Annotated in this window: 19 protein-coding genes; 10 read left to right on the plus strand and 9 right to left on the minus strand. The window is 61.0% G+C overall.

The window, feature by feature from the left end:
- Window positions 1–123 precede the first annotated feature (123 nt).
- Window positions 124–1704 carry an alkyl hydroperoxide reductase subunit F gene (gene ahpF / locus RRH01S_RS30525; protein WP_042476892.1) on the plus strand — a complete coding sequence of 527 codons (1581 nt, stop codon included), beginning with the start codon at window positions 124–126 and terminating at the stop codon, window positions 1702–1704.
- Between the two features lie 13 nt (window positions 1705–1717).
- Window positions 1718–2650, plus strand: coding sequence for a LysR substrate-binding domain-containing protein (locus RRH01S_RS30530; RefSeq protein WP_042476895.1), 933 nt, complete (start codon window positions 1718–1720; stop codon window positions 2648–2650).
- A gap of 17 nt (window positions 2651–2667) precedes the next feature.
- On the opposite strand, the gene RRH01S_RS30535 is transcribed toward RRH01S_RS30530, so the two are convergent.
- The 3 genes from RRH01S_RS30535 to RRH01S_RS30545 form a co-directional block, all read right to left on the minus strand.
- Window positions 2668–3609: an ornithine cyclodeaminase family protein gene (locus tag RRH01S_RS30535; RefSeq protein WP_042476898.1), complete on the minus strand. Its 942-nt coding sequence runs from the start codon at window positions 3607–3609 to the stop codon at window positions 2668–2670.
- Window positions 3610–3925: 316 nt separating this feature from the next.
- Entirely contained in the window at window positions 3926–4840 is a 915-nt protein-coding gene (locus tag RRH01S_RS30540) for a proline iminopeptidase-family hydrolase (RefSeq protein ID WP_041723438.1), read from the minus strand.
- Window positions 4841–4893: 53 nt separating this feature from the next.
- A complete protein-coding gene (locus tag RRH01S_RS30545; RefSeq protein WP_037222946.1) occupies window positions 4894–5676 on the minus strand; it encodes a helix-turn-helix transcriptional regulator in 783 nt (260 codons plus the stop codon).
- Window positions 5677–5803: 127 nt separating this feature from the next.
- On the opposite strand from RRH01S_RS30545, the gene RRH01S_RS30550 reads away from it, so the two are divergent.
- Genes RRH01S_RS30550 through RRH01S_RS30570 form a run of 5 tightly spaced genes read left to right on the plus strand, consistent with a single transcriptional unit; the run spans window position 5804 to window position 11772 of the window.
- The gene (locus tag RRH01S_RS30550; protein ID WP_042476901.1) at window positions 5804–6694 is read left to right on the plus strand and encodes a proline iminopeptidase-family hydrolase; all 891 of its coding nucleotides are present in this window, start codon (window positions 5804–5806) and stop codon (window positions 6692–6694) included.
- Between the two features lie 51 nt (window positions 6695–6745).
- Window positions 6746–7684 (plus strand): ABC transporter permease, encoded by a 939-nt coding sequence (locus RRH01S_RS30555; protein WP_037222945.1) that lies wholly within the window; start codon window positions 6746–6748, stop codon window positions 7682–7684.
- Window positions 7681–8532 carry an ABC transporter permease gene (locus RRH01S_RS30560; RefSeq protein ID WP_007697478.1) on the plus strand — a complete coding sequence of 284 codons (852 nt, stop codon included), beginning with the start codon at window positions 7681–7683 and terminating at the stop codon, window positions 8530–8532. The genes RRH01S_RS30555 and RRH01S_RS30560 overlap by 4 nt, the downstream gene beginning before the upstream one ends.
- A complete protein-coding gene (locus RRH01S_RS30565) occupies window positions 8529–10238 on the plus strand; it encodes a dipeptide ABC transporter ATP-binding protein (RefSeq protein ID WP_042476905.1) in 1710 nt (569 codons plus the stop codon). Before RRH01S_RS30560 ends, RRH01S_RS30565 begins: the two co-directional genes overlap by 4 nt.
- Before the next feature lie 19 nt (window positions 10239–10257).
- The gene (locus RRH01S_RS30570) at window positions 10258–11772 is read left to right on the plus strand and encodes an ABC transporter substrate-binding protein (protein WP_042476907.1); all 1515 of its coding nucleotides are present in this window, start codon (window positions 10258–10260) and stop codon (window positions 11770–11772) included.
- A gap of 123 nt (window positions 11773–11895) precedes the next feature.
- Here the strand turns inward: RRH01S_RS30570 and RRH01S_RS30575 are convergent, their stop codons facing one another.
- The 4 genes from RRH01S_RS30575 to RRH01S_RS30590 form a co-directional block, all read right to left on the minus strand.
- Complete coding sequence (locus RRH01S_RS30575; RefSeq protein ID WP_042476910.1) at window positions 11896–12990, minus strand: helix-hairpin-helix domain-containing protein; 1095 nt, start codon at window positions 12988–12990, stop codon at window positions 11896–11898.
- Window positions 12991–13001: 11 nt separating this feature from the next.
- Complete coding sequence (locus RRH01S_RS30580) at window positions 13002–14486, minus strand: OmpA family protein (protein WP_042476911.1); 1485 nt, start codon at window positions 14484–14486, stop codon at window positions 13002–13004.
- A gap of 325 nt (window positions 14487–14811) precedes the next feature.
- Window positions 14812–15489 carry a methyltransferase family protein gene (locus RRH01S_RS30585; protein ID WP_052365374.1) on the minus strand — a complete coding sequence of 226 codons (678 nt, stop codon included), beginning with the start codon at window positions 15487–15489 and terminating at the stop codon, window positions 14812–14814.
- A gap of 198 nt (window positions 15490–15687) precedes the next feature.
- The gene (locus RRH01S_RS30590; RefSeq protein WP_042476913.1) at window positions 15688–17103 is read right to left on the minus strand and encodes a helix-turn-helix domain-containing protein; all 1416 of its coding nucleotides are present in this window, start codon (window positions 17101–17103) and stop codon (window positions 15688–15690) included.
- Window positions 17104–17275: 172 nt separating this feature from the next.
- On the opposite strand from RRH01S_RS30590, the gene aceA reads away from it, so the two are divergent.
- Together aceA and RRH01S_RS30600 are read left to right on the plus strand one after the other, a co-directional pair.
- A complete protein-coding gene (gene aceA / locus RRH01S_RS30595) occupies window positions 17276–18577 on the plus strand; it encodes an isocitrate lyase (protein ID WP_161990909.1) in 1302 nt (433 codons plus the stop codon).
- A 25-nt stretch (window positions 18578–18602) separates the two neighbouring features.
- Complete coding sequence (locus RRH01S_RS30600) at window positions 18603–18851, plus strand: SMc00767 family acetate metabolism repressor (protein ID WP_007697455.1); 249 nt, start codon at window positions 18603–18605, stop codon at window positions 18849–18851.
- Between the two features lie 72 nt (window positions 18852–18923).
- On the opposite strand, the gene RRH01S_RS30605 is transcribed toward RRH01S_RS30600, so the two are convergent.
- Both RRH01S_RS30605 and RRH01S_RS30610 read right to left on the minus strand, forming a co-directional pair.
- On the minus strand, window positions 18924–19691 hold the full coding sequence (locus RRH01S_RS30605) for a response regulator transcription factor (protein ID WP_007697453.1): 768 nt from the start codon (window positions 19689–19691) through the stop codon (window positions 18924–18926).
- Window positions 19688–20923: a GAF domain-containing sensor histidine kinase gene (locus tag RRH01S_RS30610; protein ID WP_042476991.1), complete on the minus strand. Its 1236-nt coding sequence runs from the start codon at window positions 20921–20923 to the stop codon at window positions 19688–19690. The genes RRH01S_RS30605 and RRH01S_RS30610 overlap by 4 nt, the downstream gene beginning before the upstream one ends.
- Window positions 20924–21217: 294 nt before the next feature.
- Between RRH01S_RS30610 and RRH01S_RS30615 the strand changes: the two genes are divergently transcribed.
- On the plus strand, window positions 21218–22234 hold the full coding sequence (locus RRH01S_RS30615) for an ABC transporter substrate-binding protein (RefSeq protein ID WP_042476914.1): 1017 nt from the start codon (window positions 21218–21220) through the stop codon (window positions 22232–22234).
- Window positions 22235–22259 lie beyond the last annotated feature (25 nt).

A 22259-nucleotide genomic window follows, 5' to 3' on the forward strand; every position in this document is an offset into this window, starting at 1 on the left:
TTCGGCTTCGGCCATGGCCTTCCCTGACAACGGGGAAGGCCTCCCGCACACAATTTAGACTAATGGCGCTTTTGTCCCGCCGGACAAGCCGCGCTCATTTACTTCCCAACCGGAGACATATCGATGCTAGACGACGCACTGAAAAGCCAGCTCAAGGCCTATCTGGAAAAAGTCGTACGGCCGATAGAGATCCTCGCGAATGTCGATGACAGTGCCAAATCGAAGGAGATGGTGGCGCTTCTCGAAGACATTGCCGGCCTCTCCGACAAGATCACCTTCGCCCAGCAGCGTGACGCCAGCGAACGGGCCCCCTCATTCGCCCTGACCAGCCCGGGCCACGATATCAGCCTGCGTTTCGCCGGCATTCCGCTCGGCCACGAATTCACTTCGCTCGTGCTCGCCCTTTTACAGACCGGCGGACATCCGCCCCGCGTCGAGCAGGCCATTCTCGACCAGATCCGCGATCTTGACGGAGAATTCCGTTTCGAAACCTATTTCTCACTGTCGTGCCAGAATTGCCCTGACGTCGTGCAGGCGCTCAACCTGATGTCGATTCTCAATCCGAAGATCAGCCATGTCGCCGTCGACGGCGCCGTGTTCCCGCAGGAAGTCGCCGATCGGCAGGTCATGTCGGTTCCCACGGTCTATCTGAATGGCGAAGTGTTCGGCCAGGGCCGCATGGAAGTCGAGCAGATCATCGCCAAGCTCGACACAGGCGCTGCAAAGCGCGCCGCCGAGAAGCTCGCAGATCTCGAGCCCTTCGACGTGCTGGTGGTCGGCGGCGGTCCGGCTGGCGCTGCCTCGGCGATCTATGCCGCCCGCAAGGGTATCCGCACCGGTATTGTGGCCGAACGCTTTGGCGGCCAGGTGCTCGATACCATGGCGATCGAGAATTTCATTTCGGTCCCGCACACCGAGGGCCCGGCCTTCGCCAGCGCTCTTGAGGCGCATGTGAAGGAGTATCCCGTCGAGATCATGAACCTGCAGCGGGCTGAAAAGCTGACGCCCAAGGGCGACCTGTTCGAAGTCGAGCTTGCCAGCGGCGCCACGCTGAAATCCCGCACGCTGATCCTGTCCACCGGCGCGCGCTGGCGGCAGATGGGCGTGCCCGGCGAGGAGCAATATCGCAACAAGGGTGTCGCCTATTGCCCGCATTGCGACGGTCCGCTGTTCAAGGGTAAGGATGTGGCCGTGATCGGCGGCGGCAATTCCGGCGTCGAGGCGGCGATCGATCTTGCCGGTATCGTCAAGCACGTCACCCTCATCGAATTCGACAGCAAGCTGCGCGCAGACGACGTCTTGCAGCGCAAGCTGCGCAGCCTTTCCAACGTCCGGATCATCCTGTCGGCCAAGAGCACGGAAGTGCTGGGCGACGGCAGCAAGGTCACCGGTCTTGTCTACGAGGACCGCAACAAGGACGAGAAGCACACGCTGACGCTCGACGGCATTTTCGTGCAGATCGGCCTTCTGCCCAATACAGAATGGCTGAAGGGCACCATCACGCTTTCTCCCCGCGGCGAGATTGTCGTCGATCATCACGGCCAGACGTCGCTGCCCGGCGTCTTTGCCGCCGGCGATTGCACCACCGTTCCCTACAAGCAGATCGTTATCGCCGTGGGTGAAGGCGCAAAGGCGTCGCTTGCCGCTTTCGACCATCTCATCCGCACCTCTGCTCCGAGCGAAGAGGAGGCCAAGGCCGCCTAAGCGGCGAAGCATCATGACACTTAGAGAACTGGAATATCTTGTCGCGCTGGCCAAATATCGCCATTTCGGCCGCGCGGCCGAGGCCTGCCTGGTCAGCCAGCCGACATTGTCGGCGCAGATCAGGAAGCTCGAGGCGGAACTCGGCACGCCGCTGGTGGAGCGCGACGCGCGCGCCTTCATGCTGACCACCTTCGGCAAGGATGCCGCCGAACGGGCAAAGCGGATCCTCGTCGATGTCCAGCAATTGAAAAATGCCGCGCTGTTGAACCAGAACCAGGAGCTAGGAACGCTCCGTCTCGGCGCCTTTCCGACGCTCGGCCCCTACTTCCTGCCGCATGTGGTGCCGCAGGTGCATGACCGCTTCCCGCAACTGGAAATTCTTCTGAGCGAGGAAAAGAGCGGCGTGCTCTTGTCGCGCCTGCGGAGCGGCGAACTTGACGCCGCACTCCTGGCCATGCCGGTCGAGAGCGACCAGCTGCAGGTGGAATTCCTGTTTGAGGAGCCCTTCCTGCTAGCCGTGCCGAAGAAGCATCCACTGGTCGAGCGGGCAAGCATCAGCATGGAAGACCTCTCCCGTTACGACCTGATGCTGCTGGAGGAAGGGCATTGCCTGCGCGAACACGCGCTCGACGTCTGCCGGCTCTCCGGGGCCGGACAGAAATCCTCCTTTCAGGCCACAAGCCTCGAGACGTTGCGCCTGATGGTTGGCGCAAATGTTGGCATCACCCTCCTGCCTACGCTAGCGACCATCGGCCCGATCATGTCATCGGACCAAATCCGTCTCCTGAAATTCAGCGACGGCAACCCGAAGCGCCGTATCGGCCTATGCTGGCGCAGAAGTTCGCCGACTGGCCCGCTTCTGAAGCAGCTGGCGGAGATGTTTCGGGCAACGGCGCGGCAATTGCTGCGCGATGGATCACATCCCGGCGGCTCAACGAGAGATTAGAAAGGCGCGGCACCAGCTCAACCGGCGCCAGCCTTCGCCTTGAACGCTGCCAAAATATGCGCGGCGACCAACACCTCCGTGCCGCTGAGACCTGCCGAGCAGAACAATGTCGTTTGGTCGGGCGCCTGGCGTGCAACGACCTTACCACTGACGATCGCCGCCAAATCGACCAGACGCTCGGCACTCGGCGAGCCATGCAGAAAGAACGGCGCCTTATAGGCACGGACCTGCTCGGGAGAGTCGGTGGCGACGAGATCGGCGGCAGCGGCAACATCAAGGCCGAGCTCGTGCTCGTCCACCGTCTTGGGGCCAACGGTATTGATGTGAACCCCCGGCTTCAGCCAGCCTGCTTCGATCACCGGCGTGAGGCTGGTCGTGGCGCAGATCACAATATCGGCGTCGCTCACCGCGCGAAGCGGCGTGTCCACCGGTTCGACCGGAATACCCAGACGCTGCTCCATCTCCAGTGCAAACAGATAGCGCCGTCGCTCGCTGCGGCTATAGACGCGGACATGCGTCAGTTCGCGCACAAGGGCTGCCGCCTCCAACTGCGTGCGGGCTTGCTGGCCGCTGCCGATAATGCCGACCGTCCTGGCTTCGGGGGACGACATATAACGAATGGCGATGCCGCCGATCGCGCCGGTACGAACCTCCCCCAACCGAGTGCCGATGATGAGGCCTTGAAGCTCCGCCGTTTCGGTCGACCAGACTGCGACAATCTGCTCATGGCGAGGGCCTCTGAACGTATCATAGACCCGAAAGCCGGCGATGGAGGCATCGTCGAGCGTTCCGCCGATCGTGAAGATCAGGTCTCCTTTTTCGGCAAAGGAAACATTGTGCCTCGGTGGCGAAACCAGGTCCCCCGCGGATCGGGCAAGGATCGCTTCCTCGATCGCCTCGATGGCGAGCTGCATGACCGGAAGCTGGTCCAGATCACTGTCGCCCAGAATGATCGCCATCAGCTCCTCCGTCGCTAGCGAATGAACGCATTCTCACACCCCAACCTTAGTTGAGGTCAAGAAAGATTTCCGCGCAAATGGCCAAGATACCAAGCCGGATCGACGAAAGAACAAGCTGCGCGTTCAGCAGCCCCCCACGGAAACAGCCGCTCGGTCGATTCCGGGATTGTGCGCGTCACGAAATCTCTTTGAACCAGAAGCTACCTGCGAAGGATCTTCACTGATTCGTTTGTTTCAAATGCGATTTCCTTCGAAAGAGATCCACTCGCAGCATACGGCACGGCCAACTCATTAGTCGGATAATATTATCACGGCATCAGTCATGCTCCGAAAGGAACTCGGAGACGGTTGCCAGGCAAAGCTCCTTTTCCTCGACATGCGGCATATGGCTGGAATGCTCGAAGAGCACCCATTTACAGCCGGCGACGCGGTCGACATAGGGCTTGACGACATCGGGCGTCGCCTCGTCGAATTTGCCGGAGATCAGCAGCGTCGGGGCTCCGATCAAAGGCAGGCGGTCCTCGATGGTCCAGTCCTTCATCGTGCCGATGACATGGAATTCGGTCGGCCCGTTCATGTTGCGATAGACCGTATTGTCCTCGTCCATGATCGCGAAGGTGCGCGCCACTTCTGGTGGCCAGGGGACGACGCGGCAGACATGCCGGTCGTAGAAGACGCGGGAGGCGGTGATGTATTCCGGATCGGTGATCGTGCCAGCCTCTTCGTGTTTCAGAAGCGTATCCTGCACATGCTGCGGCAGCTCGCGGCGGAGCCGATTGGCCTCGGAAACCCAGGTGTGCATGTTCGCCGGTGAATTGGCGATGACGAGTGCCTTCAGCCCCTTCGGCTGGCGCACCGCATGTTCCGCACCCAGCATGCCGCCCCAGGACTGGCCGAGGAAAGCATAGCGATCCTGGATGCCGAGATACTTCAGCAATGCACCCAGCTCTTCGAGGAACAGCGCCGGCGTCCAGAAATCGGGGCCTTTTTCCGGCAGACGCGTGGAGTTGCCATTGCCGAGCTGATCGTAATGGATGACGGCGCGGCCGTCGATCTCGGTGATGCCCTTGAAGGAATCGACATAGTCATGCGTGCAGCCGGGGCCACCATGGGCGACGACGAGGGGCAGCTTGCCGCTATCGAGCGATCCGGTGATGCGATACCAGGTCTGGTATTCGCGAAAGGGCAGGAAGGCTTCTTTCGATGCGACGGCGGCCACGGGTTTCTCCATCTCGTTGACAAGGACGGAGGAGCATAACGCGGCCTCAAGGCCTGGGGCAGCTATCAGAAGTTATAGGATGGCTCGTTATCCAGAAGCCGATAATGCGTGGCGCGCACCACCGCCTGCGTGCGGTTCTTGGCGCCCAGCTTTTTCGCCGCCGAATTCAGATGCATGACGACGGTCGGAACCGAACGATCGATGATGCGCGAGATTTCCTTAGCCGAAAGCCCCTCGGCCGAATGACGCAGGCACTCCCGCTCCCGCTCCGTCAGCCGCATCTTGCCGACGCTGCGCGCGCTGGAATCGAAAAGCGCATAGGCGCTCTCATGAAAGACATGCGCGAGCAGGCCGAAATCGGCGATGTAGCGCAGCGCATTGCGCTCGAAATCCTTGTTCGCCCCGAAACGGATGCCGGTGACCGTCGCATAATCGCCGCGCGGCATGTGCACCGGCACGGTAACACCCGTCGACATATCGCGTTCGTTGAGGTAGCGCGCAACCGGTTCGGTATTTTCTCCCAGATAGCGGTTGATCGCCGTATCGGCCTCGACATTGTAATTCCAGAAAAACGGCGCCGAGGTGCGCAGCGCCACCTGCTGCACCGGATCGATGCGGAAATAGCCGCGGTCGAACCAGTATTCGAGCATATCGTCGGAAATATTGCGCAGCTTCAGAAACGAAGGAACCATAAGCTCACCGTCGAGATCGAAGGGTACCGGCGTGTAGTCGTAGACCAGGGCTTCGAAACCGAGCTGTTGCATCGCCTCGAAAGCCTGGTCGATCCGTCCGTCCAGCGTATCATGCGCCGTAAACTTGCGTCTGATCGTTCCGATTTCGTCAAGCATGGAGAACTCCGGCTTACATCCAGACTCCGACCCTATCACTTCTTATAGCTGGTGTGGATCGCGGTTTACGGTAAAAATTTAATCATGCCCAAATGTTGAGCAAGAAGAATTTTGCCGGAGTAAGCTGATGTGGCGCGAAATGCAGCCGGACGAACGCATGGAGGTCGAAGTCGATGGGCGTAAGGTGATTGCCTATAGCTTCGGTTCCGGCGCAGAGACCGTCTTCTGTCTGAACGGCGGCCCCGGCCTTCCCTGCGACTATCTGCGCGAGGCGCATTCCTGCCTTGTCGACCGAGGTTATCGCGTCGTTGCCTTCGACCAACTTGGAACCGGCGCCTCCGACCGCCCCACCGATCCGGCTCTCTGGACCATCGGCCGCTATGTCGAAGAAACCGAAACCGTTCGCAAGGCGCTTGGCCTCGGCAAAGTCCATATGCTCGGCCATTCCTGGGGCGGCTGGCTCGCGATCGACTATGCGCTCACCTATCCCGAAAACCTCCAGACGCTGATCCTCGAAGACACCGTCGCCGACATGCCGCACCTGATCTCGGAACTGGAGCGGCTGCGTGCAGCGCTTGGCTCGGAAACGGTGGCGATGATGCAAAAGCATGAGGCGCAAGGCACCTACGATCACCCGGAATACATGGCCGCCGTGACGATCCTCAATTACCGCCATGTCTGTCGCCTGCCGGAATGGCCCGCACCTGTGCGCCGTTCGCTCGACGATTGGAACATGGGGCCTTACGCGACGATGCAGGGGCCGAACGAATTCCTCTATATCGGCAATCTCAAGGACTGGAACCGCATCCCGGACCTGCCGCGCATGACCGTGCCGACGCTGATCACCGTCGGCGAGCACGACGAGCTGACGCCCGCCTGCGCGCTGCGCATGAAGCTTGCCATTCCGAATGCCGAACTCAAGGTGTTTGCGAACGCGAGCCACATGCCCTTCTATGAAAACCCCGGCGATTATTATCCCGCACTTCTCGATTTCCTGGCGAGGCACAGGCAGGCATGATGCGACAGGAAGCGTTCAACGACCGAAGAAGGCAAGGGAGCGAGCGTCACCATGCATCGCTATAGGTTCGTTCTCAGCCGCCCGCTGCAATTCCTGCCCGTCATTTTCGGCATCAGCGTCATTACCTTCATCCTGGTGCGCCTCATTCCCGGCGATCCCGCCCGCAATATTCTTGGCACGCGCGCGACGCCGACGGCGCTGGCCAATATCCGCGCCCAATATGGCCTCGATCAGCCGATCTGGCTGCAATACTTCTACTTCCTGAAGAACCTCGCCAATGGCGAGATGGGCAAGTCCATCCTCTACAAGATCGATGTGCTGAAGCTGATTTCCACCCGCATCGAGCCGACGGTGGCGCTGGTCGTTGCCAGCGTCATCCTGTCGATCCTCATCGCCGTGCCGATGGCGGCGATTGCCGCCCGCAACAGTGGCCGCGCCGCCGACCATATCGTGCGGATCGTCTCCACCTTCGGCATCGGCTTTCCGCCTTTCTGGCTCGGCTTGATGCTCATCATTCTCTTCAGCGTCGATCTCGGCATGCTTCCGGTCTCCGGCTACGGCGAGACGCTTGGTGACAAGCTCTTGCATCTCATCCTGCCGAGTCTGACCATCGCGCTGTCGCTGTCGACAGTGCTGACCCGCAGCCTGCGCGCCGCGATGATCGAATCCCTGAAATCGGACGTGGCGACGGCGGCGCGGGCGCGTGGCATGCCGGAGAGCATCGTTTTCTGGCGGCATGTGGTGCCGAATTCGCTGGTGCCGACCATCAACCTGCTGGCGGTCAATATCGGCTGGCTGATCGGCGGCACTGTCGTTGTCGAAAGCGTCTTTGCGCTGCCTGGCATGGGCCAGCTTCTGGTGCGCGCCATCTTCTCGCGCGATTACATGGTGGTTCAGGGCGTCGCCATGGTCTTTGCCTGCGCCACTGTGCTCGTCAATTTCCTGGCCGACATCGTCACCGTCGCCGCAGACCCACGGGTGACCATATGAGCCTCCAGGCAACCGCTCCTGTTTCCATCGCCTGGCGCCATCTTCTCGGCAAGCGGCTCACTCTCGTCATCGGCGGCGGCATTCTCCTGTTCTTTCTGTTGGCGGCGCTCGGCGCTCCGCTGATCGCACCCTACGATCCGATCCTGCAGAATGCCGATGTCCGCCTACAGGCGCCGTCTTTGCTTCATCCCTTCGGCACCGATAATTTCGGCCGCGATATCCTCTCGCGCGTCCTCTGGGGCACCCGTATCGACCTGCAGATTGCCGTGATCGGCGTTGTCTTTCCCTTCCTGATCGGCACGACCATCGGCACCATCGCCGGCTTCTTCGGTGGCGTGATCGATGCAGTCTTCATGCGGATTGTCGACATCATCCTCGCCTTTCCCTTTCTAGTGCTGATGCTGTCGATCATCGCCATTCTCGGACCGGGGCTGAGCAGCTTCTATATCGCCATGGCGCTGGTTGGCTGGGTCTCCTATGCCCGCCTCATCCGCGCGCAGATGCTGGTGCTGAAGAACAGCGACTATGCGGTTGCCGCCGTCAGCCTCGGCTTCAGCCGCTTCCGCATCATGTTCCGCCATCTGCTGCCGAATGCCATCGCCGGCTCGATCGTCTTTTCGATGTCGGATGCCGTGCTCGTTCTGCTGAGCGGCGCCGCCGTCAGCTATCTCGGCCTTGGGGTACAGCCGCCGCTGGCCGAATGGGGTGTGATGGTCGCCGAAGGCCAGAGCTTTATCACCACGGCCTGGTGGATCACGCTGTTTCCCGGCCTCTCCATCGTCTGCCTCGCCTTCGGTTTCAGCATGCTGGGCGATGCGCTCGGCGAATTGCTGGGGGTACACGAATGAGCGCCTCCGTCCTTTCCGTCCGCGATCTCACCGTCAAGGCGCATCTCGACAGCGGCGAGCGCATACTGCTCGATGCCGTATCGCTCGATCTCGCCAAGGGAGAAATCCTCGGCCTTGTCGGCGAAAGCGGCTCCGGCAAGAGCCTGCTCTGCCGCTCGCTGATCCGCCTCCTTCCCTCCTCGCTGTTGAAGATCGAGAGCGGCAGTGTTCTGCTTGAGGGTCGCGATCTGACGAGGATCAGCGACGCCGAGATGCTGAAGGTGCGCGGCGGCGAGATCGGCATGATCTTCCAAAACCCGACCAGCCATCTCGATCCGGTCATGCGGATCGGCAACCAGATCGCCGAGGGCATCCGCTATCATCAGGGTCTCAACGCCCGCGAAGCGCGCGCTGCTGCCATCGAAATCCTCGGCCAGGTCGGTTTTCCCGATCCTATCAGCCAATATGAGAGCTATCCGCACGAATTCTCCGGCGGCATGCGCCAGCGGGCGATGATCGGCGTCGCCCTGTCCTGCAATCCGAAGATCCTGATCGCCGACGAGCCGACGACCGCGCTCGACGTCACCATTCAGGCGCAGATCCTCAAGCTCCTGATGGACATCCGCGACAAGCGCGGTCTCTCCATCATCCTCATCACTCATGATCTCGGCATCGTCGCCCAGACCTGCGACCGCATCGCCGTGATGCGCGGCGGCAAACTCTTGGAGGACGGTCCGAAACGGACGCTCCTGTCGCAGCCGCGGCATCCCTACACGATCGACCTGATCAAGAGCCATCCGTCGATGCCCGATGAGACTGTTCCTGTCGCGGAAACGGCGAAAGACGATGCGCCCCTCAAGCCGCTCCTCGAAATCGACGACCTGCACGTCCGCTTCAATGTCGGCGGCGGCCTCTTCAAGGGCAGCGGCGCCAAAACGGTCAACGCCGTCTCGGGCGTCAGCCTGCGACTGATGCCCGGCGAGACGGTCGGGATTGTCGGCGAATCCGGCAGCGGCAAGAGCACGCTTGCCCGCGCCATCCTTGGCCTGACACCGCTCTCCTCCGGCCATATCACCTTCGATGGTATCGACCTGGCGCAGCAGAGAACGGCGGGCCTCGCCAAGCTCAGGCGTGAGGCGGCGATGGTGTTCCAGGACCCCTATAATGCGCTCAATCCGCGCCTGACGATCGGTCAGATGCTCACCGAAGTGCTCAAGGTGCGGGGCAAGGTGGCATCCGCCGACATCCCCGCCCGCGTCGGCGAGTTGCTCGATCTCGTCGGGCTGGAGCGCGAATTCGCCAAGCGCAAGCCGCGCAGCATGAGCGGTGGCCAGTGCCAGCGCGCCGGTATCGCCCGGGCGCTTGCCGTCGACCCGCAGCTTATCATCGCCGACGAATGCGTCGCCGCGCTCGACGTCACCATCCAGGCGCAGATCATCGAGCTTTTTCGCGAATTGACGCGGAAGATGAACCTGACCCTGCTCTTCATCGCCCACGACCTCGCCATCGTCCGCAATCTCTGCCAACGCACCGTCGTGATGTATCGCGGTGAGATCGTCGAGGAAGGCCCGTCCGAGGAGGTCTTCGCGCGCCCGAAACACCCCTATACGGCCTCGCTCATCGCCGCCATTCCGGACATCGATCCGGACAAGCAGCTCTTTGCCGGCACCGATCTTCGCGGCGAAAGCAGCGTTGCCGAAATCCTGCCTTTCAAACGCATGCCATAACAACCAAGGGAACGATCTTATGACCAGCAGATGGAAATCAATCGGGCTTGCGGCTATCGTCGCCGGCCTTACGCTCACCGCAACCTATGCCGAGGCAGCCGGCGTGCTGACCATCGGCCGCCGCGAGGATTCGACCACGTTCGATCCGATCAAGACGGCGCAGAACATCGACAACTGGGTATTCTCGAACGTCTATGACGTGCTGATCCGCGTCGACAAGACCGGCACCAAGCTGGAACCCGGCCTTGCCGAAAGCTGGACCACATCCGAGGACGGCCTCACCTATGCCTTCAAGATCCGCGACGCGAAATTCTCCGACGGGTCGCCGCTGACCGCCGAGGATGCCGCCTTCAGCCTGCTGCGCATCCGCGACGACGCGGCCTCGCTCTGGAGCGATTCCTACAAGGTGATCGACACGGCGGTCGCGACCGACCCGCACACGCTGACGATCAAGCTCAAGCATCCCTCCGCACCCTTCCTGTCGACGCTGGCTCTGCCGAACGCCTCCGTCATTTCCAAGAAGGGCATGGAGACGCTCGGCCCCGACGCTTACGCCGAAAAGCCGATCGGATCCGGTGCTTTTTCCGTCGAGGAATGGCGGCGCGGCGACCGCATCATCCTCAAGAAGAACCCTTACTTCTGGCAGGCTGACCGGGTGAAGCTCGACGGCGTCGAATGGATCTCCGTGCCGGATGACAACACCCGCATGCTGAACGTCCAGGCAGGCCAGCTCGATACGGCGATCTTCGTTCCCTTTTCCCGCGTGGCGGAGCTGAAGAAGGACCCGAACCTCAATGTCGACATCGATGCCTCGACGCGCGAAGACCATCTCCTGATCAACCACGCGCATGGCGAACTCGGCAAGAAGGAAGTCCGCCAGGCCCTTGATCTGGCCATCGACAAGAAGGCGATCGTCGATGCCGTTACCTTCGGCCAAGGCACGGTCGCCAATTCCTACATTCCGAAGGGCGCGCTTTATCACTATGCCGACAACCTGCAGCGCCCCTACGATCCGGAAAAGGCCAAGAAGATGCTGGCGGACGCCGGCGTTTCCAACCTGACGCTGACCTATCTTCTGCGCGCCGGCGACGAAGTCGACGAGCAGACGGCCGTGCTGGTGCAGCAGCAATTGCAGAAAGCCGGCATCACCGCCAACCTGCAGAAGGTCGATCCAAGCCAGGAATGGGATATGACGGTCGCCGGCGATTACGACATCTCGGTCAACTACTGGACCAACGACATTCTTGACCCGGACCAGAAGACGACCTTCGTGCTCGGCCACGATTCCAACAACAACTACTCGACAAATTACAAGAACGAAGCGGTGAAGGAGTTGGTCGCCAAGGCCCGCCTGGAGCTCGATCCGAAGAAGCGCGAGCAGATGTATATCGATCTGCAAAAGATGGCGAAGGACGACGTCAACTGGATCGACCTCTATTACAGCCCCTATATCAACGTCTCGCGCAAGAACATTGAAAACTTCTACCAGAACCCGCTCGGCCGCTTCTTCCTGGAAGATACCGTCAAGAACTGAGGTCTGACACTATACGTCTTCGCTCCGCCGCCCGATCAGCGGCGGAGCATTACCCATTCGGTGGGGAGGATCATGCCGCTCTTCATGGTCTGAGCGGCCATCTGCATGCTCGTCGAAAGTCCATTACGACGAGGTGGGCACGTCGCCGTGGTCGACCCGGCGCGAGAATTCGGTTTCGATCCCCTTTGCCAGCTTGGCGGCCTGCCCGATCCAGTCCTCGCGCTCGATGCGTCCTGGAAAGGCCATATAGCTGCCGACCCATTCGGCATTGGCCTCTGTCCAGGCCGCGATCTGCGCAAAGGTCCAGATGCCCAGTTCGTTCAGCTTTTCCTCGTTGACATGACCGATGCCGGAGATGCGCTTCAGATTGTCCGGAGTGGCAGCCCCTTTTGCGGCCGCCGGCGGGCGTTGACCGGGATGGTCGCCATCGGCGGCGGGAGCAGCGGCGGGCGCCGATGAAACAAAGCCCGACGCCGCGGACGCATCGCCCAGATCGGCCTGGCGCGAGACGTCGGTTCCGAGCCCTTTCGCCAATTGTGCCGCCTGCCCGATCCAGTCCTCACGCTCGATGCGCCCTGGGAAAGCCATATAGCTGCCCACCCATTCGGCATTGGCCGGCGTCCAGGCCGCGATCTGCTTGAAGGTCCAGATGCCCAGCTCGTTGAGCTTCCCCTCGTTGACCGGGCCGACACCGTCGATGAGCTTCAGATCGTCCAGAGCGGCAACCCCTTTCACGACGGCTGGCGGGCGTTGGCCAGGATGGATATGGTCGCCTGCGGGAGCGGCGGATACCGGTGCGGCGGTGGTTGCCCTCACCGGGGCGGGCGTCGGAATGGGAGTAACGACCGCAGGCGGTGTGGGAACTGGAGGCGTGACCCGCACCGGCGCAGGCTCGGCAACCGCAACAGGCTCGTTCGTCTCAATCTCCTCCCGCGAGCGGAAGCTTGCCAGCCAACTACCGAGGAAGCAGCCGACAATATAGCTGCCGACGAAAAGCAATGCGGTTTCCAGGTAATGCCCCAGCAGCCCGGGAAGCCATTTGAAGATGGCCACGACTAGTCCCACGAGGAACAGCAGGCTCAGCAGCTTGAACCAGCCCGGCCAGGCGTCCGGCCACCAGCCTTTGCCGGACCGCAGGAAAGTCGCAAAACCGACAATGCCCCCGAGCACCAGCGCTAGCAGCATCCAAGGCCAATAAGTCGAAAACAGATAGGTCATTGCTGCCTCCCCTATTTGACAGAGAATTCGATACGGCGATTGAGCGCCTTGCCCTCATCGGTATCGTTCGATGCAACCGGACGCGACGAGCCGAGGCCGACTGCGGTCAACCGGCTTGCCGGCACGCCTGCGTCCGTCAGATAGGTGACGACCGCTTTGGCGCGCTGTTCGGACAGGGCGACGTTTGCCGCCTCGTCTCCGCTCGAATCCGTGTGACCCGAAACCTCCACGGCATTACCGGGGCACCGGCCGATCGTCGCGACGATCGTGTCGAGCACACCGGACGATGCCGGCGAGATTCGCGCCTTGCCGGTGTCGAAGTTGATCTTCGATTTGGTGAGGATCGTATTGAGCAGCGATTGGCAATTCGGAGCGTCGACAGCCGCAGCAGGCGCGCTGACGGCAATCTCGGCGGGCGTCGCCTTGAAGCCCTCGGGTATCGCCGCCGCGAAGCTGTCCTGAATGCTCTTCACCGCGCCGTTATAGAGCGCCTCGCCGGAGAGCTTCGCGTCGGTGCCAGAGAGCGAGAATGAGCCCTTGGCAAGACGCGACAGGGCGTTGAGCCCGCCGAGTGCCGCGGTCGCAAACCCATTCGGCGCGCCGGGTGCGGCTTTCAGCTCATCGCTGATCTCATCGCTGGAGAACAGGTTTTTGGCCGCATCGATGATCTTGCCGTGTGCGTCATCGTCGGGATAATTGCCCGAAAGCGTCAGTTTTCCCGCCTCCCTCAAGGCATCGAAACTGAATGAGGATGGCGCGAGTGCAGGTGCGACGGCGCTTGCTGCCGTCGTTACGGCTGTTGCCGCCGCCGTTGTGGTCGAGGTTGCCGCCGGCGTTGGCGCTGCTGCGACGGGAGCCGGTGCCGTGATGTCGGATTTTGCGAGCGTCAGGCCCTGCGGCAATGTCTTCAGTGCCGCGGTGATTGCGTCGTATGCGTCGCTCGTAGCGGCCGTGCCTGAAATTGCCAGCCCCGTATCGGACAGGGAGACGCTGCCTTTCGCAAGGCGGGCCAGTTGAGCGAGCCCGAACTGCACACCGCCATCGTAAGCGTCGGGTGCTCCGCTGGCATATTGCATCTCGTCCTTGACCTCGGCACCTGAGAAGGCGGTCTTCGCGGCAGAAACGATCTTGTCGCGCGTCGTCGGGTTCGGCACGTTGCCAGTCAGGACGACGCCTGAGCCTTCATGGGTTATGCCCCAGTTGAAAGGCTTGGCGACATCAGGCTCCTTGGCATCGATCAGAACCTTGCGAACGCCCCAGACCTGATCCACCGTGCCGGCGATTTGCGAGGCTTCGGCCGGGGAGAACACGGTACCGGAAACCGAGACATCGCGTCCCGACACGCTGAAGGCAGGATTCTGGACAGAGGTACCCAAAGCCGAGGTCGACCGACTGCCAAGATCACTGTTTATGGATTGCCCGGTAAAGATCGTGGCAAGGATCCAAAGAATCGCCAGGGGGATTAGTCCCCACCACCATTTCGAAGGCTGACTCATAACTACCCCCAATGATTAAACCCAGGATATCATTGCATTAGTTTTTGAGAATATACTTTAAATCATTATGCCTGCAACATAAATTGCATTGATCATACATATACACCCTGCGATCGATGGCGTGCTGTCCATTGAGAATAGCAAAACGGGTGGCGTCACTATTTTTCGCGCGAGGGATGCAAACCTCTCTCCAAAGCCCTTTGGGTTGCGCTTTCCGGGAGATGATCTCAAGGCCACGTCCGAACCGCATGCGGCCTTGGCGACGGATTTCGTGCCCATGTCGGATGCAAATTAATCTTCGACGAGATCTTCAGGAATCCATCGTCTACCAGATGAATGGAACCAGCCGATAGCGCACGCGCCCGACATACTCCTCATAGCCGCTCAGTTCCCGACCAAGAGTACGCTCCTCATGAACGGCACGCCAGGCAATTGCGAGAATGAACAGCGGGGAAAGCAGAAGGCCCCACCACGAGCCCAGCAACAAGGGGGTGCCAAGGAAGAGAAGCAGCGCGCTTGCATACATCGGATGGCGCACTGTCTCATAGGGACCCGTATCGATCACCTTCTGGCCCGGCTGGATTTTCACCGACGGTGCGGCAAAGGCATTTTCGCGAAACGTCCACCAGGCACCCAGCATGTAGATCACCATGCTCACACCGCCGAGTGTCTGAAGCCAGGGCGGGATAGCCATGAAGCCGGTGCGGGCAGCATCCCAGCCCATGAACCCCATCCAGATGCAGAAGGCCGGGATAAAGAGCATCAGCCAGACGCGGTCCCATGGCTTCTGATCGGGCTGCAGCGGCGAGCCCATTCGCTCACGCAGCAGGCTTGGACTGTGTCTTGCCAGCCAAAAGATCATCGCCAGACTGCCAAACGCAAACAGAACGATGAAAGCCCAGCCGCCGGGAAAGGCCAAAGTACCGGCGGGCCACAGGATCACGATTGCCATGAAGACCAGCCACACAAGGAGCTGCAGCAAATAGGCGGTCATGGAGCGCATTTGATTGTCCATCTGCAGGAAAAGCCGATGACAGGCTTGAAGGCACGAACGGCTGGCGGAAGTAAAATCTCGTTCATGGTCTATTCCCCTCGCCGGTCTTGTCCGTGAACGCGATCATGCCCCAGGTCCCGCTGACCGCGTCGATCAGCGGAAACGGATTCCGCCGCCGATTGTTCCCACGCGATGGATGCTATCCGGCTAGAAATCGAAGATGCTCAGACCCGTCGTCATCTCGTCCAATCCGAGCGGCCGCGTGACCGGCGGTTCGGCGCGGGAAAGACAGCCCTTGCGCTCGCACAACCGGCAGGCCGGCCCGACCGGGATCGGTTGCTGACCCGGCACCCCCGTCTGGCCGTAGACGAGGCTTCCACCAGCCATGACGTCGCAACCGAGCAGCAACGCGGTTCGTCTCACCCGCTCGCCGAACGATGCCCTTGGCCCCTCCTGCGTGCGGGCGACGGTCAGGTATGTCGAGCCATCCGGCATCTCGACGGTCTCGGACAAGACCTGGCCCGGCTGCAGGAATGCGGCATGGATGTTCAGCTTCGGACAGCCGCCGCCGAATCCCGATCTTGGAAAACCATGCGCGCCGATCTTTCGCAGGCGATGACCTGCTGAATCGATCTCCATCAGAAAGAAGGGCACGCCGGAGGCGCCCGGCCGCTGCAACATCGTCAGGCGGGTCGCCGCCTGCACAAAGGAAACCGAAAAGCGTGCGCACAGAATGTCGATGTCGTATTTCGCAGTTTGAGCCACTTTGAGAAAAGGCGCATAGGGTATGGCAAGCGCCAACGCAGCCAGACGGCCAAGCTCGAAGCGGGCGATGCGCTTTGCCTCCGGCGTCGACAGGGAGAGAGCCTGCAACTCTTCACTGATCGCATCCTGCAGGGCGAGCGTTGCAACCTCGATGGCGATTTCATGCGCCTGGTCGGCGGGCGACAGCCGTTCCGATATGAAGAGGCGCATCGAGTGCCTGTCGAAGCGCCGACGAAGATCGGGCATGACGTGGACAGGCAGAACGCGGACGCTGATCCCGCGCTCGACGCGTAGCCACTCCTTCAAGGCGAAGACCAAATCATGCTCAGGCGAGAGGCTGGCGGCAAAACTCTCCGCCGCCGCTTCCAGACGCGGAAAATAAGCCGAATGGCTCTCGAAAACATCTCGGACTTCGTCCGCCGGCAAGCGAGCCCCGCCGATCGGCGGCATTGCTCCACTCTCCGTCGTCAAGGTCATAAGGTCGGACAGGCGCGCCGCCTGCTCACGATAGGCACGATAGAGCTTGACCATGCCGCTTGCCGCATTGGGCGCAATGTCGGCCAGCTCGACCAGCTCCTGATCGCCCGGCAGCTCGCCGGCGAGGAGAGGATCGGCAAAGACCTCCTTCAACTGGCTGAGACCATTGCCAGCCTCGCTCCTGAGATCGTCGAGATCGATCTTGAAGGCAGAGCTGAGCTTCAGCAGCAGCTGCACGGTCAGCGGGCGCTGATTGCGCTCGATCAGGTTGAGATAGGACGGAGAAATCTCCAGCGCATCCGCCATGGCGATCTGCGTCATGCCGAGCCCGTTGCGCACGCGCCGAACCTTCGGGCCTGCGAAAATCTTTCTCTCCACCATCCGGCCCCCTCCACCTCGGTCATATTTACAAAAATTGACAAAGTGACTGCACGTCTTCGTCAAGGATTTGCAACATGACCCTTTTCTAGGCGTCATTTGAAAGGTTTGACTGGCATTTCGCCGTCACTTTGTTGATCTTGTCAATGCGTCACCTCAGCGACGAGCATTCTGTATGGAGGAAATCGTGACAGAATTTGACAAGTTGATCCGCAATATCCCGACCGGTCGTTTCGACGGTATCGAGCGCCCCTATTCCGCCGAGGATGTGAAGCGGCTGCGCGGCTCGGTGGAGCTTCGCTATTCGCTGGCCGAGATGGGCGCGAACCGGCTCTGGCAGCTTCTGCATAGCGAGGATTTCGTCAATGCGCTCGGCGCGCTCTCCGGTAACCAGGCCATGCAGATGGTCCGCGCCGGCCTGAAGGCGATCTATCTCTCCGGCTGGCAGGTCGCGGCCGACGCCAACACGGCTGCCGCCATGTATCCGGATCAATCGCTCTATCCGGCCAACGCCGGGCCGGAGCTTGCCAAGCGCATCAACCGCACGCTGCAGCGCGCCGACCAGATCGAGACCTCGGAAGACAAGGGGCTTTCCGTCGACAGCTGGTTTGCCCCGATCGTTGCTGATGCCGAGGCTGGTTTCGGCGGTCCGCTCAACGCCTTCGAGATCATGAAGGCCTATATTGAAGCTGGCGTCGCAGGTGTTCATTTCGAGGATCAGCTCGCCTCGGAAAAGAAATGCGGCCATCTCGGCGGCAAGGTGCTGATCCCGACCGCGGCGCATATCCGCAATCTCGATGCTGCCCGGCTGGCGGCCGACGTCATGGGCGTGCCGACGCTGGTCATTGCCCGCACCGACGCCGAAGCGGCGAAGTTGCTGACCTCTGATATCGACGAACGCGACCAGCCCTTCGTCGATTATGATGCGGGACGCACGATCGAAGGCTTCTATCAGGTACGCAACGGCATCGAGCCCTGCATCGCCCGCGCGGTCGCCTACGCACCCCATTGCGATCTCATCTGGTGCGAGACATCGAAGCCCGATCTGGAGCAGGCCCGGCGCTTTGCCGAAGGCGTGCACAGGCATCATCCAGATAAGCTTCTTGCCTATAATTGCTCGCCGTCCTTCAACTGGCGGAAAAACCTGGACGAGACGACGATCGCCAAGTTCCAACGCGAGCTTGGCGCCATGGGCTACAAGTTCCAATTCATCACGCTTGCCGGCTTCCACCAGCTCAATTTCGGCATGTTCGAACTGGCGCGTGGCTACAAGGAGCGGCAGATGGCGGCCTATTCCGAGCTGCAAGAAGCGGAGTTCGCCGCTGAAAGGAACGGCTATACCGCCACCAAACATCAGCGCGAAGTCGGCACCGGCTATTTCGATGCCGTGTCGCTCGCCATCAGCGGCGGTCTTTCGTCGACCACCGCCATGAAGGCATCGACCGAGCACGAACAGTTCCGGCCAGCCGCCGAATAACCCCGAAGCTTAAGGAGGAGAAAACATGGCTTCCATCGCACGCGTCCGCGAACGCGCAGAAGAACAATCGTCAAGCCTGTCGCCGGATCAGCAAAACACGATCCGCATGCTTGCAAACGATCTGCACCGTCTGAACCATTCGGTCATGAAGGCCGTCGAGGCCGGCGTCTCGGTCGAACTGGTCCGCTCGGCCCGCCATCACGGCGGCGACGGCAACTGGGGCGATCTGTTGCTTCCGGTCGTCATGGCCCGCAGCCGTCAGGGAGAACTCTGACCTTCGCCGGATCAGCAATCGCCATGGCATGTCTCGTCTGACCTGCCATGGCGTTTCCGTAACCGCGCATCCTCATCCATTCCGGGGAAAGCGGCCACCGTCCGGGTGCATCGAGGCTCTTTGCCGGCCAAGCCAATGGGCTAGATCGGCCTCGGCGCGCTCAAGAGCGCTATGGTTCAGCAATTTGCGCAGGAAAGCCACGGCCACGGCCCGTGCACGCAGATTGAACCGCCCGCCATCAGCTTCGCCACCGATGGACTGGTAGACATCGAGCTTCTCATAGAGCTGTTGCAGCCGGTTCTGCACACTGCGCACAGACAGATTGCGCCGCTGCGCAATGGCCCGATCGGTCATGCCAAGCGCGATATCAATCAGGATCTCATATTCGGCGTCGGTGAAGCCATTAGCGTTTCCAAGGCTCTTCTGCTGCATGCCGCGCACTTCGCGGTCGATGACGCATTGGCTCTCGATGAAGATGCTGCGCAACGCCAGCCGCAGACGATCATCCGAGGCCGACTTCAGCACATAGCCATAGACCGCCCCCTGCGGCACGATCCGCGATACGCCGCGAACATAGGCTTCGTCGGAATAGTTCGACCAGAACAGGATGCGTGTCTCGGGCCGCTCTTTCCAAATGGTCCGCGCGGCCTCGATGCCGTTGCGCGGGCTCATCTGCAAATCCATGACGACATGCGCCGATCTGAAATCGCGCGCCAGCCGTTCGCCGGCATTGCCGTTTTCCGCTTCCAGTACGGTTTCGCATTCCGGAAGGGCGGCGCGAACGGCTTCGTTGAGATAGGACCGGTGAAGCGGATCGTCCTCGATGATCAGCACCTTCATGCCGCACCTCCCGCCGCCAGCGGCCGGCCGGCCAACGTGACACTCACGCAGGTTCCGCCCCTGGGACCCGCAGGTCTCGCGGCGAACCGCGCCGAAATCAGCCGCGCCCGGGTTTTCATATTCTCGATGCCGCCTCCCGATGGTTTGCGGGAATGGGTCAGCCCGACGCCGTCATCGTCGATCTCTATGGTCAGGGCACCGCCGGCGGCTCCCAGGCGAACCAGAATGCGGCTCGCCTGCGCATGGCGTACGGCATTATTGATCGCCTCCTGCGCAATGCGGAACAGGGCGATGCTGACGGATTGCTCCAGACAATCGATGGCGCCATTGGTCTCATCGGTCAATTTCCACTCCACACCTGCGCCGCTCTCCTGGATCGACCGTTCCAGATGATTTTCGACCGCCTGGGCAAAACCGAAAAGCTGGAGAACCGAGGGCTTGGCCTCCTCGATGATCTGGCGCAGGTCGTGCATGCATTGCTGCAATCCGCGAAACAAAGGCTCAAGCGCTTCGCCGGTGACATCGGGCGTATGCGCCAGCCGCTCCATCCGCCGCGACAGACGCGTGAGGTCGGCCAATGTCTGATCGTGCAGATCCATGCCGATGCGCTGGCGTTCGGCCTCCAAGGCTTCGGTCAGCTTCAGCGCACCCAGACGCAACCCCTCTTCCCTGGCCCGCGCCTCTGCCTCGACGATTGCCGATCGCTTTGCCTGCTCGGCTGTGCGGATGGCAAAGAAATGCGGCGCCAGCAAATCGGCGATCGCGCGCGCATTCTCCACATCCTGTAGTCCATAGAGGCCGGTCTGATGACTGGAGCAGCTTAGGGCTCCGATCACGTTCCCCTGAACCTTCAACGGCACATGCAGTCGGCTTCTCAGCTCTTGGCTGATGATCGGATGCGAGAAGGCGCCTTCGAAGTGAAACCTCGGATCGTTGCAGGCGTCGTCGGTCAACAGATGGTCGACCTCGCCCCAGAGCAGCGTGCGGATGGGACTATCGCTGACAGGAGCGGGGTGTCGCTTGCCCCAATCTGTCTCAAGGCCGCTCTCATAGGCGATGTGATACTTCTCATCCACCATGATGATGCAGACATCGAAATGGTCGTAGGGGATGACATGGCTGATCTCGGCGGCGACGGAGCGGATGACCGAATGAAAATCGAGCTGCCCGGCCAAGAGCCTGGAAATGCTGAGATAATGGTCGAACACCGACCGAGGCTCTAACGTGTGCAAGGCGGCCCTCCCAGGCAACGCGCCGACCTCTCCCCAGGCCAGTTGCGGAACGCGAAATCCGAAGGTCATTAAGCGCTGATCAGGATCGTTCGTCTTGCGGAAAGGCGCAATTTTTATGCGGAATCCCGCAACATCCGTCCCGTTAAGCGCCTGTACAACCGAAAGAATCTCGGACATCCTATTCTTACTGACAGGGGAACCTTCAGCGCAAATACTATTTTCGAACATCGTTGAGGAGCGCGTTCGAAAATCATGGCCTGGGAGTGAGATTTAGGTCTTTTTGGGAGGAAAAACATGAACATCGCCAAGACACTTCTGGCATCCGTCGTGATCGCAGCCGTTGCGACGCCGTTTGCCGCACTTGCAGACACATCATCCAAGAAAATTGCCCTGTCCAACAATTACGCCGGCAATTCCTGGCGTCAGGCCATGCTGACAAGCTGGCAGAAGGTGACGGGCGAAGCCGTGAAAGCCGGCGTAGTTGCTGCAGCCGATCCATTCACGACGGCGGAAAACCAGGCGACCGAACAGGCGGCGCAAATCCAGAACATGATCCTGCAGGGCTATGACGCCATCGTCATCGACGCGGCGTCTCCGACCGCTCTCAACGGCGCCGTCAAGGAAGCCTGCGACGCCGGCATCACCGTCGTGTCCTTCGACGGCATCGTCACCGAACCCTGCGCCTGGCGCATCGCAGTCGACTTCAAGGGCATGGGCGCAAGCGAGATCGAGTTTCTGGCCAAGAAGCTGCCCAAGGGCGGCAATATCCTGGAAATCCGCGGCCTTGCCGGCGTCTCCGTCGATGACGAGATTTCGGCCGGTATTCACGATGCGGTTGCCAAATACCCGCAGTTCAAGATCGTCGGCTCCGTGCATGGCGACTGGGCGCAGGACGTCGCCCAGCGCGCCGTTGCGGGCGTGCTCCCCAGCCTGCCCGAAATCGCGGCGGTCGCGACACAGGGCGGCGACGGCTATGGCGCGGCACAGGCTTTTGCCGCGGCAAAGCGACCGATGCCGACGATCGTCATGGGCAACCGCCAAGACGAACTCGCCTGGTGGAAGAAGGAAAAGGACGCAAGCGGCTATGAGACCATGTCGGTTTCCATTGCTCCCGGCGTCTCGACGCTCGCCTTCTGGGTCGCCCAGCAGATTCTCGACGGCAAGCAGGTGAAGAAGGATCTGGTCGTCCCGTTCCTACGCATCGATCAGGACAATCTCGAAACCAATCTCGCCAATACCCAGCAGGGTGGCGTGGCCAACGTCGAATATTCGTTGGAAGACGCCCAGAAGGTCATCGCCACGGCCAAGTGAGCCAAGGCGTGCCGCCATTCAAGAC

It is taken from the genome of Rhizobium rhizogenes NBRC 13257 (assembly GCF_000696095.1).
GTDB classification, from domain to species: domain Bacteria; phylum Pseudomonadota; class Alphaproteobacteria; order Rhizobiales; family Rhizobiaceae; genus Rhizobium; species Rhizobium rhizogenes.